The organism is Streptomyces sp. NPDC001709 (assembly GCF_053596375.1).
Map to the genome: position 1 here is coordinate 1 of NZ_JBSFGB010000095.1, position 11092 is coordinate 11092.

The window sequence follows — 11092 nt, forward strand, 5'->3', positions numbered from 1 at the left end:
CCTCACCCCGCAGCACACCCAGCAGCGACCACTCCACGAACTCGCCCAGCGCCGAAGCGCACTCGGCCATCCGCGCCGCGAACACCGGCGAGGACTCCAGCAGTTCCACCGCCATCCCCGCCCACTGCGCACCCTGACCGGGGAACACGAACACCGTGCGACCGGCGGCCCCGGCGGTTCCGGTGGCCACGTGTGGGGCGGCGTCCCCGGCGGCCAGCGCGGTCAGCCCGGTGAGCAGGTCCGCACGGTCGGCCGCGACCACCACGGCGCGGTGGGTCAGTGCGGCGCGCCCGGTGGCCAGGGCGGCGCCCAGTTCGGCCGGACCGGCGTCCGGGGCGGCGGCCAGCCAGGTGCGCAGCCGGCCGGCCTGGGCGCGCAGCGCGGCCCCGGTGTCGCCGGACAGCGGCACCGGAACCACCCGCCGGGGTGCCGGCCCGGGGGCCGGGATCTCCGGGCCCTGTTCGATGATCACGTGCGCGTTGGTGCCGCTGATCCCGAACGAGGACACAGCGGCCCGGCGCGGCCGGTCGCGCTCCGGCCAGGGCCGGGCCTCGGTGAGCAGCCGTACGTCACCGGCCGACCAGTCCACGTGCGGGGTCGGTTCACCGATGTGCAGGGTACGCGGCAGCACCCCGTGGCGCATGGCCTCTACGACCTTGATCACGCCGGCGACCCCGGCGGCGGCCTGGGTGTGCCCGAGGTTGGACTTGACCGAGCCGAGCCACAGCGGGTCGTCCGCGCGGTCCTGGCCGTAGGTGGCCAGCAGTGCCTGCGCCTCGATCGGGTCGCCCAGGGCGGTTCCGGTGCCGTGCGCCTCCACCAGGTCGACGTCCGCCGGGGACAGGTGCGCGGCGGCCAGCGCGGTGCGGATCACCCGTTCCTGCGAGGGGCCGTTGGGCGCGGTGAGTCCGTTGGACGCGCCGTCCTGGTTCACCGCCGAGCCGCGCAGCACGCCGAGGATCCGGTGGCCGTTGGCGCGCGCGTCGGACAGCCGCTCCACCACCAGCAGGCCGACGCCCTCGGACCAGACGGTGCCGTCCGCGTCCGCGGCGAACGCCTTCACCCGGCCGTCGGCGGCCAGGCCCCGCTGCCGGGAGAACTCGATGAAGGTGCCGGGCGTGGACATCACGGTCGCGCCGCCGGCCAGCGCCAGCGAGCACTCCCCCGCGCGCAGCGCCTGCGCCGCCAGGTGCAGGGTGACCAGCGAGGAGGAGCAGGCGGTGTCCACGGTGACCGCCGGGCCCTGCAGGCCGAAGGCGTAGGCGACCCGGCCGGAGGCGACACTGCCCGCGGTGCCCGCTCCGAGGTAGCCCTCCACGTCCTGCGGTGTGCTGGGCAGCCGGGTGGCGTAGTCGTGGTACATGACGCCGACGAACACGCCGGTGTCGGTGTCCCGCAGCGACAGCGGGTCGATGCCGGTGTGTTCCAGGGCCTCCCAGGAGGTCTCCAGCAGCAGCCGCTGCTGCGGGTCCATGGCCAGCGCCTCGCGCGGCGAGATGCCGAACAGCGCGGCGTCGAACTCGGCCGCGTCGTGCAGGAAACCGCCCTTGGTCAGATAGGTGCGCCCGGCCCGGTCGGGGTCGGGGTCGTAGAGCCGTTCGGTGTCCCAGCCTCGGTCGGTGGGGAACGGCGAGATGCCGTCGCCGTCCCCGGCGACCAGCCGCCACAGGTCCTCCGGGGAGCGCACCCCGCCCGGGTAGCGGCAGGCCATGCCGACGATGGCGATCGGCTCGTCGGCCGGGCCGGTGCGGCGCAGTGCGGTGCGCGCCGGGGCGGCGACCGCCGCGGTGAGCCTGCCCAGCAGGTACTCGGCGACGGCCGCGATGCTCGGGTGGTCGAAGGCCAGCGTGGCGGGCAGGTGCAGTCCGGTGCCGGCCGCCAGCCGGTTGCGCAGTTCCACCGAGGTCAGGGAGTCGAAGCCGAGGTCGGTGAAGGCGCGCCGGTCGCCCATCTGGGCCGCGTTGGCGTGGCCGAGGGTGGCGGCCACCGCGGTGCGTACGGTGTCGCGGACCAGCCTGCCGCGGGCGGCCTCGTCGAGCCCGGCGAACGCGGCCTGCAGCGCTGCGGTGCCGGGGGTGCGACGGGACGGGACGCGGACCAGGCCGCGCAGCACCGGGGCCGGCGGGACGGTGCGGGCCTGCTCGCGCAGCGCGGCCAGGTTCAGCCGGACCGGGACGGCCAGTGCGGTCTCGCCCGCGACGGCGGCGTCGAACAGCCGCATGCCCTCGGCCGGTTCGAGCGGCACCACCCCCAGTCGTTCGATGCGCTGCCGGGCCGCGCCGTCCGCGGCGTCACCCATGCCGCCGGCGCCGGCCCACAGGCCCCAGGCCAGCGACACACCGGGCAGGCCGGCCGCGCGGCGCCGGGCGGCCAGGCCGTCCAGCACCGCGTTGGCGGCGGCGTAGTTGCTCTGCCCCGGGCTGCCCAGGATCCCGGCGGCCGAGGAGAACAGCACGAACGCGGCCAGGTCCCGCCCGCGGGTCAGCTCGTCCAGGTGCAGCGCGGCGTCCACCTTGGGCTGGAACACCCGGTCGATACGCTCGGGCGTCTGCGCGGTGAGCATCCCGTCGTCCAGCACCCCGGCGGCGTGCACGACGGCGGTCAGCGGGCGCTCGTCGGGGATGCCGGCCAGCAGCGCGGCCAGCGCGTCCCGGTCGGCCACGTCGCAGGCCACCGCCTCGGCCGTGGCACCGAACCCGGCGAGATCGGCGACCAGTTCGGCGGCGCCCGGCGTGTCGGGGCCCCGGCGCCCGACGAGCAGCAGGTGCCGTACCCCGCGCTCGGCGGCCAGGTGCCGGGCCAGCACCGAGCCGAGCGCGCCGACACCGCCGGTGATCAGCACGGTGCCCTCGGGGTGCCAGGCGCCGGGCTCACCGGCGCTGCCGCGAACCAGCCGCGGCACGAGCACCGCGCCGTCACGGACTGCCAGTTGGGGTTCGCCCGTGGCCAGGGCGACCGGGTCGGGCACGCTGCCGTCGCTGTCCAGCAGCACGATCCGGCCCGGGTTCTCCGACTGTGCCGAGCGGGCCAGGCCCCAGACGGCCGCGGCGCCCAGATCGGTGCCGTCGATGGCACCGAAGGTGCGCAGCACCAGGGTGCTGGCCGCGAACCGTTCCTGTGCGAGGAACTCGCGCAGCAGGGCCAGCACCCAGTGGGTGGCGGCGGCGATCCGGGCCGGGTCGTCCTCGCCGACTGACAACGCGGCCAGCAGCCACTCGCCCGGTTCGGCCACCGTGGCGAGATCGAGACCGGCACCGAGGCCGGTGGGTGCGGGGCCCTCGGCGGCGGCCGTGTCGGGGCCGGTGGACACGGATCCGTCCACGGCGGCCGGGTGCACGTCGAGTTCAGTGAGCCCGGGTCCAGCCGCACCGGCGGGGTGCCCACCGCGTTCGGCGGGCGCAGAAACCTCGGCACCGGTGGCGGGCGCCCCGAGGCCGGTGGGTGCGGGGCCCTCGGTGACGGCGGCCGTGCCGGGGCCGGTGGGTGCGGGGCCCTCCGGGTCGGCAGGGTGCGCGTCGAGTTCGGTGGGTGCGGGGCCCTCCGTGTCGATGTGCACCGGCGTCCAGTCCACCGTGTACAGCGCCTCGGTCCCGGGATGTGCGGTGTGCGGCCCGGACGGGATCGGGCGCAGGGTCAGGGTGTCCACGGTGAGCACCGGGGCACCGTGGCCGTCGTACGCGGCGATCGTGAAGCCGCCGTCGACCGGGGTCAGTCGCACCCGCAGCGTTTCGGCGCCGGGCTGCCAGAGGGTCACCCCGGCCCAGGCGAACGGCAGGGCGGCCGTGCTCGTCTCGGGGTCGGTGGCCAGCGCGTGCAGCGCGGCGTCCAGCAGCGCCGGGTGCAGCCCGAAGCCGCCGGGATCGGCCGGGGCGGGCAGTTCCACCTCGGCGAACACCTCGGCGCCGGTGGCGGTGTCCCGCCGCCAGGCCGCGCGCAATCCGCGGAACACCGGTCCGTAGGCCAGTCCGCGGTCGGCCAGCAGCTCGTACAGTTCGCCCGGCTCGGTCTCGGTCGCGTCGGCCGGGGGCCACTCCCCCTGGGGCTGCGCGGCGCCGGCCGGCGGTTCCACGGTGCCGGCGGCGTGCCGGGTCCACGGTTCGTCGGTGGTACCCGCCTCGGCCCGGGAGTACAGGGTCACCGCGCGGCGGCCCTGTCCGTCGGGCGCGCCGAGCACCAGTTGCAGCGCGGCGCTGCCCCGCTCGGCCAGTACCAGCGGTGCCTCCAGGGTCAGTTCGGTGATCCGGCCGCAGCCCAGTTCGTCCCCGGCGCGCGTGACGAGTTCGGCGTACGCGGTGCCGGGCAGCACGATCCGGCCGGCCACCACGTGGTCGGCCAGCCAGGGTTGGGCGGCGGTGGACAGCCGCCCGGTGAACAGCACCCCGGCGCCGTCGGCCAGCGTGACGGCCGCGCCGAGCAGCGGGTGCCGGACCGGGCCGAGGCCGGCCGCGCCGGTGTCGGCGGCCGGCTCACCGGTCATCCAGAACCGGCGGTGCTGGAACGGGTAGGTGGGCAGCGCGACCGGCGCCGGTGCGCGGCCTTCGGTGACCGCGGCCCAGTCCGGGGAGATGCCGTGCACGTGCAGCCGGGCCAGCGTGTCCAGAAGGGCGGGGACCTCGTCGCGGCCGTCGCGCAGGGTGGGCAGCACGATCCGTTCGACGGCTGGTTCGGTCCCGGGCTCGGTGTCGGCTTCGGTTCCCGAGGTCCCCGAGGTCCCCGAGGTCCCCGGTTCGGCCGCGGGCAGGCAGTCGCGGGCCATCGCGGTCAGTGCCGCGGCCGGGCCGACCTCGACGAACGCGGTGGCCCCTGCCTCGGCAAGGGCGCGCACCGCGGGCAGGAACCGTACGCCGTCCCGGACGTTGGCCACCCAGTGCTCCGGATCGGTGATCTCCCGCTCCGACAGCGGCGCCCCGGTCACCGTGGACACGATCGGCAGCCGCGGCGCGATGACCGGGATGCCGGTGACGATCTCCCGGTACTCGGCCAGGATGCCGTCCACGTGCGGGGAGTGCGGGGCCATGGTGACCCGCAACTGCCGGGTACGACGCCCCCGTTCGCGCCAGTGCACGCCGATCTCGGCGACCGCGTCGGCGTCGCCGGACACCACCACCGAGCGGGGGCCGTTGACGGCGGCCAGCCGCAGCAGTCCGGCGCGCTCGGCCAGCATCGGGGCGAGTTCGGCCTCCGTGGCCTGGATGGCGACCATGGCGCCGCCGGGGGTGGCGCGCGCCATCAGCCTGCCGCGGGCGGTGACCAGCGTGGCGGCGTCCGGCAGGGTCAGCGCCCCGGCGATGTGCGCGGCGACGATCTCGCCGACCGAGTGCCCGGCCACCAGGTCGGGTCGCAGGCCCCAGCTCTCCGCGAGCCGGACCAGTGCGACCTCTACGGCGAACAGCGCGGCCTGGGTGAAGTCGGTGCGGTCGAGCAGCGCGGCCTCGGGGCTGCCCTCGGCGGCGAACAGCACCTCGCGCAGCGGCCGGGGCAGGTGCGGGTCGAGTACGGCGCACACCGCGTCGAACGCCTCGGCGTAGGCGGGGAACTCCGCGGCCAGCGCGCGGCCGGCACCGAGGCGCTGGGAGCCCTGGCCGGGGAACAGGAAGGCCAGTTTCCCGGCCTCCGCCGCGAAGCCGGTGACCACGTCGGCGTCGGGGACACCTTCGGCGAGGGCGCCCAGCCCGTCACGCGGGCCGGCCAGCGCAGCACGTGAGTTGGCAACCCCAGCCCGTGGCCCGCCCAGCACCGCCGCCCGGTACGGATGTGCGGCACGCGTCGTCAGCAGGGAGTGTGCCAGCGCGGCCGGTTCGGCGTCAGGGTGCTCGTCGAGGTGGGTCAGCAGTCGGGCGGCCTGTTCGCGCAGGGCTCGTTCGGTGCGTGCGGAGACCACGATCGGCAGGGGCAGAGGCTCTCGGGTCGGCGGCGCCGGCGGGGTCTCGGCCGGGGCCTGCTCGATGATGATGTGCGCGTTGGTGCCGCTGACGCCGAACGAGGACACCGCGGCACGGCGGGCCCGGCCGGTCTCGGGCCAGGGGCGCGGCTCGGTCAGCAGGGACACCGCACCGGAGGCCCAGTCCACGTGCGGGCTGGGTTCACCGACGTGCAGCGTGCGGGGCAGCAGCCCTTCCCTGACGGCCAGGACCATCTTGATGATCCCGGCGACACCGGAGGCGGCCTGGGTGTGCCCGATGTTGGACTTGACCGAGCCGAGCCACAGGGGGTCGCCGTCGCGGTCACGGCCGTAGGTGGCCAGCAGCGCCTGGGCCTCGATGGGGTCGCCCAGGGTGGTGCCGGTGCCGTGCGCCTCCACCGCGTCGATGTCCTGGCTGGAGAGTCCGGCCGCGGTCAGCGCGGTGCGGATCACCCGCTGCTGGGAGGGGCCGTTGGGCGCGGTGAGACCGTTGGACGCGCCGTCGGAGTTGACCGCGGAGCCGCGCACCACGGCCAGCACCGGGTGTCCGGCCGCACGCGCGTCGGACAGCCGCTCCACCAGCAGCATCCCGGCGCCCTCCGACCACGAGGTGCCGTCGGCGGCGGCGGAGAACGACTTGCACCGGCCGTCGGCTGCCAGGCCGCGCTGCCGGGAGAACTCCACGAACAGCCCGGGGGTGGCCATCACGGTGGCACCGCCGGCCAGCGCCAGGTCGCACTCGCCGCGGCGCAGCGCCTGGGCGGCCAGGTGCAGCGCCACCAGCGAGGACGAGCAGGCGGTGTCCACGGTCAGCGTGGGGCCCTCCAGACCGAAGGTGTAGGCGAGCCGGCCGGAGGCGACGCTGGCGGCGCTGCCGGTGAGCCGGTAGCCCTCCACGCCCTCCGCGGCGTGGTGCAGCATCGGCCCGTAGTCCTGTCGCATCACGCCGACGAACACGCCGGTCCGGCTGCCGCGCACCGAGGCCGGGTCGATCCCGGCACGTTCGAAGGTCTCCCAGGAGGTTTCCAGCAGCAGCCGCTGCTGCGGATCGGTGGCCAGTGCCTCGCGCGGGTTGATACCGAAGAAGTCGGCGTCGAAACCGGCGGCGTCGCGCAGGAATCCGCCGTGCCGGGTGTACGACGTGCCGGGCCGGTCGGGGTCGGCGTCGAACAGCGCGTCCAGGTCCCAGCCGCGGTCGGCGGGGAACTCGGTGATGCCGTCGCCGCCGTCGAGCAGGAACCGCCACAGCTGTTCCGGGGAGCGGATCTCCGGCGGGAACCGGCAGGCCATGCCGACGATCGCGATCGGCTCGTCGGTGGCAGCAGCGGTACCGGACGGGGGCCGCGCGGCCGGGGCGGTGTCCCCGGGCCGGTCCTGGCGCAGGTACGCGGCCAGCGCGGCGGGGGTCGGGTAGTCGAACACCAGGGTGGCGGGCAGGGCGGTGCCGGTGGCCGCGGTGAGCCGGTTGCGCAGTTCCACCGCGGACAGCGAGTCCACGCCCAGGGCGCGGAACTGAGCCTGTGGGTCGATGGCGTCGGGGTCGGCGTGGCCGAGGACGGCGGCGGTCTCGGCGCGCACCAGCGCCAGCAGTTCCTCGGCGGTCGCTTCGGCGGGGCGGGCGGCCGTACCGGGCCCGGCCGCCGCGACGGTACGAAGCCGGCCGCGGACCAGACCGCGCAGCAGCGGTGGCAGCAGCGCCGGGTCGGCGGTGCGCAGCCGGACCTTGGCGGGGACCAGCACCGGCTCGTCCATGGCCAGCGCCGTGTCGAACAGGGCCAGCGCCTCCTCGGCGGACAGCGCCTGTACTCCGGCGCGGGCCATCCTGGCCAGGTCCGCTGCGGAGAGGTCGCCGGTGATGCCGCTGGGTGCCGCCCACAGCCCCCAGGCCAGCGAGGTGGCCGGGAGCCCGGCGGCGCGCCGCCGGCCGGCGAGTGCGTCCAGGCAGGCGTTGGCGGCGGCGTAGTTGGCCTGACCGGGGCCGCCGAGGATTCCGGTGGCCGAGGAGAACAGCACGAACGCGGCCAGGTCGTGCCCGCGGGTCAGCTCGTCCAGGTGCAGCGCGGCGTCCACCTTGGGCCGCAGTACCCGGTCGACACGCTCCGGGGTCAGCGCGGTGAACAACCCGTCGTCGGCGACCCCGGCCGCGTGCACCACGGCGGTGAGCGGATGGTCGGCGGGGATGCCGGCCAGCAGCGCGGCCAGCGCGTCCCAGTCGGCGGTGTCGCAGGCCGCCACGCGCACCTCGGCGCCGAGTGCGGTGAGTTCGGCGGCCAGTTCGGGGGCGCCGGGGGTGTCGGGGCCGCGGCGGCCGGTGAGCAGCAGGTGCCGGATGCCGTGCTCGCGCACCAGATGCCGGGCGACCAGCCCGCCGAGGGTGCCGGTGCCGCCGGTGATCAGCGCGGTGCCCCGGGGGTCGAGCCGGCGGGGCAGGGTGAGCACCAGCTTGCCGGTGTGCCGGGCCTGGCCGAGGAACCGGAACGCGTCCACGGCGCGGGCGATCGGCCACACCGACGGCTGTGGCGCGGTCAGTGCGCCCGCCGCGAACAGCTCCAGCACCGCGCCCAGCAGGCGCTGCATCTCCTGCGGCGGCAGCTGCATCAGGTCGAACGGCCGGTAGCTGATCCCCGGGAAGCCGGCCGGATCGCGCAGGTCGGTCTTGCCCATCTCCAGGAACCTGCCGCCGGGGCGCAGCAGTTCGGCCGAGGCGTCGACGAACGCGCCGGTCAGCGAGTTGAGTACGACGTCGACCGGGCCGAACTTCGCGGCGAAGCCGGTGTCCCGGGAGGAGGCGATGTGCGCGTCGTCCAGGCCTAGCTCGCGCAGCACATGCCACTTGCCCGGACCGGCGGTGCCGTAGACCTCGGCGCCGAGGTGCCGGGCCAGCTGTACGGCGGCCATGCCGACGCCGCCGGCCGCGGAGTGGATCAGCACCTTCTCGCCGGCCCGCACCCCGGCGAGTTCGACCAGGCCCAGGTGGGCGGTGAGGTGGGCGATCGGCACGGCAGCGGCCTGCCCGAACGTCCAGCCGTCGGGGATCGGCGCGACGGCGGCCCGCTCTGCGACGGCGACCGGGGCGAACGCGTCACCGAACAGGCCCATCACCGGGGTGCCCGGGGCGAGATCGGTGACGTCGGCGGCCACCTCGGTGACCACGCCCGCGCCCTCGCCGCCGAGGGCCGCCTCGCCGGGGTACATCCCCAGGGCGATGAGGACATCGCGGAAGTTCAGCCCGGCGGCGCGCACCGCGATGCGCACCTGGCCCGGGCCCGGCGGGGCGGCCGGGGCGGGCAGCAGCGCGAGGCTGTCAAGGGTGCCCGGGCGGGTGACGGCCAGCCGCCAGTGCGGATCCGCGGGCGGCACCAGCTCGGGCCGGACCAGCCGGGGGGTGAGCAACACGCCGCCCCGCAGCGCCGCTTGAGCGTGCCCGCCGGCCGGCACGGCAGGCAGCGCGCGGCGGGAGTCGGCGGTGTCGTCGAGGTCGGCCAGCACGAGACGGTCGGGCTGTTCGGCCTGCGCGGCGCGCAGCAGCCCCCACACCGCCGCGCCGCCCGGATCGGCGGGGGCGTCGGCGGGCTCGGTGGCGACCGCCCCGGTGGTGACCACCAGCAGTCGGGCGGGCGCGGCGGTGGCGGCCAGCCAGTCCTGCACCTGGCACAGCACGGCCGAGGTGACCTGTTCGGCGGGCTGCCCCACCGGAACGGCCACTACGGCGATGTCGGCGTCGCCGGTGGGACCGGTGAGGTCGACCCCGGCGGCACGCAGGTCGGCGGCCAGGGGCTCGGGCAGTACGCCCAGGGCCGCCCACTGGCCGGTGTCCGGTTCGGCGGGGGCCGGGGTGGTGTCCCAGTCCAGCCGGAACAGCGAGTCGTGGGGCACCCGGGTGGCGGACCGGCCGGTGGCTGCGCGCAGCGTGAGCGAGCCGACCGAGGCGACCGGAGAACCGCCGGCGTCGAACAGGTCCAGCGCGATGGTGCCCTCGCCGGTGGGGGTGAGCCGGACCCGTACGGCGGATGCTCCGGAGGCGTGCAGCCGGATGCCGGTCCAGGAGAACGGCAGCCGTGCGGTGCCGATGTCGTCGGTGAGCGCGAGCGCGTGCAGGGCGGCGTCCAGCAGCGCGGGGTGCAGGCCGAACCGGCCTGCCCGGTCGCGGTGTTCGTCGGGCAGGGCGATCTCGGCGAGGATCTCCGCGCCCCGCCGCCAGGCCGCGCGCAGGCCCTGGAACGCCGGGCCGTACTCCAGGCCGCGAGCGGCGAGATCGGCGTAGGCGGTGTCCACGGGCAGCGGGGCGGCGTCCCTGGGTGGCCAGGCGTCCTCCAGGGCGACGGGTTCGTGTGGGCCGACGGCGAGAGTGCCGGTGGCGTGCAGCGTCCACGGCTCGTCCTCGGACGCGTCCTCGGCCAGTGAGTAGATCTCGATGGCGCGGCGGCCGGAGTCCTGGGCCTCGCGGACGGTCAGCTGCAGCCGGACCGCGCCGGTGTCGGCGAGCACCAGCGGCGCCCGCAGCACGAGTTCCTCGACCCGGTCGCAGCCGACCCGATCGGCGGCCTGCACGGCCAGTTCCACGAACGCCGCGCCGGGCAGCACGATCGCGCCGGAGACGCGGTGGTCGGCCAGCCAGGGCTGGGACGGCACCGAGAGCCGGCCGGTGAGCAGGTAGGCGTCGGACCCGGCCAGGGTGGTGGCGGCGCCGAGCAGCGGGCTATCCGCCGGAAGCAGCCCGGAGGCGGCGAGGTTGCCGTCGGGGGCCGATTCCAGCCAGTAGCGGCGGCGCTGGAAGGCGTAGGTGGGCAACTCGACCCGGGCCGCGGCGGGCAGATACGCCGCCCAGTCGACCGTACCGCCATGCACCTGGAACCGGGCCAACCCCGTTGCCAGCGCACGGACTTCGGGCCGGTCACGGCGCAGCAGCGGGACGAACACCGCGGTGGCGGCGTCCTCGGGCAGGCAGTCCGGTCCCGCGGCGGTCAGCGCCGTGTCCGGCCCGATCTCCACGAACCTCGTCACGCCCTGCCCATGCAGGTACGCCACCGCATCGGCGAAACGAACCGTGTCCCGAACATTGCGCACCCAGTAACCGGCGCCCACCGGCGCCGCGTTGACGTCCACGGTGGACACGAAGGGGATGCGCGGGGCGGCGAAGGTGACACCGGCGATGGCGTCACGGAACCGCTCCAGCACCGGCTCCATCAG

Annotated in this window: 1 protein-coding gene; it reads right to left on the bottom strand. The window is 76.2% G+C overall.

Annotated features, from left to right (window positions below):
* On the bottom strand, positions 1-11092 hold an 11092-nt coding region (locus tag ACWC0C_RS47360; RefSeq protein ID WP_450871348.1), incomplete at both ends, for an SDR family NAD(P)-dependent oxidoreductase.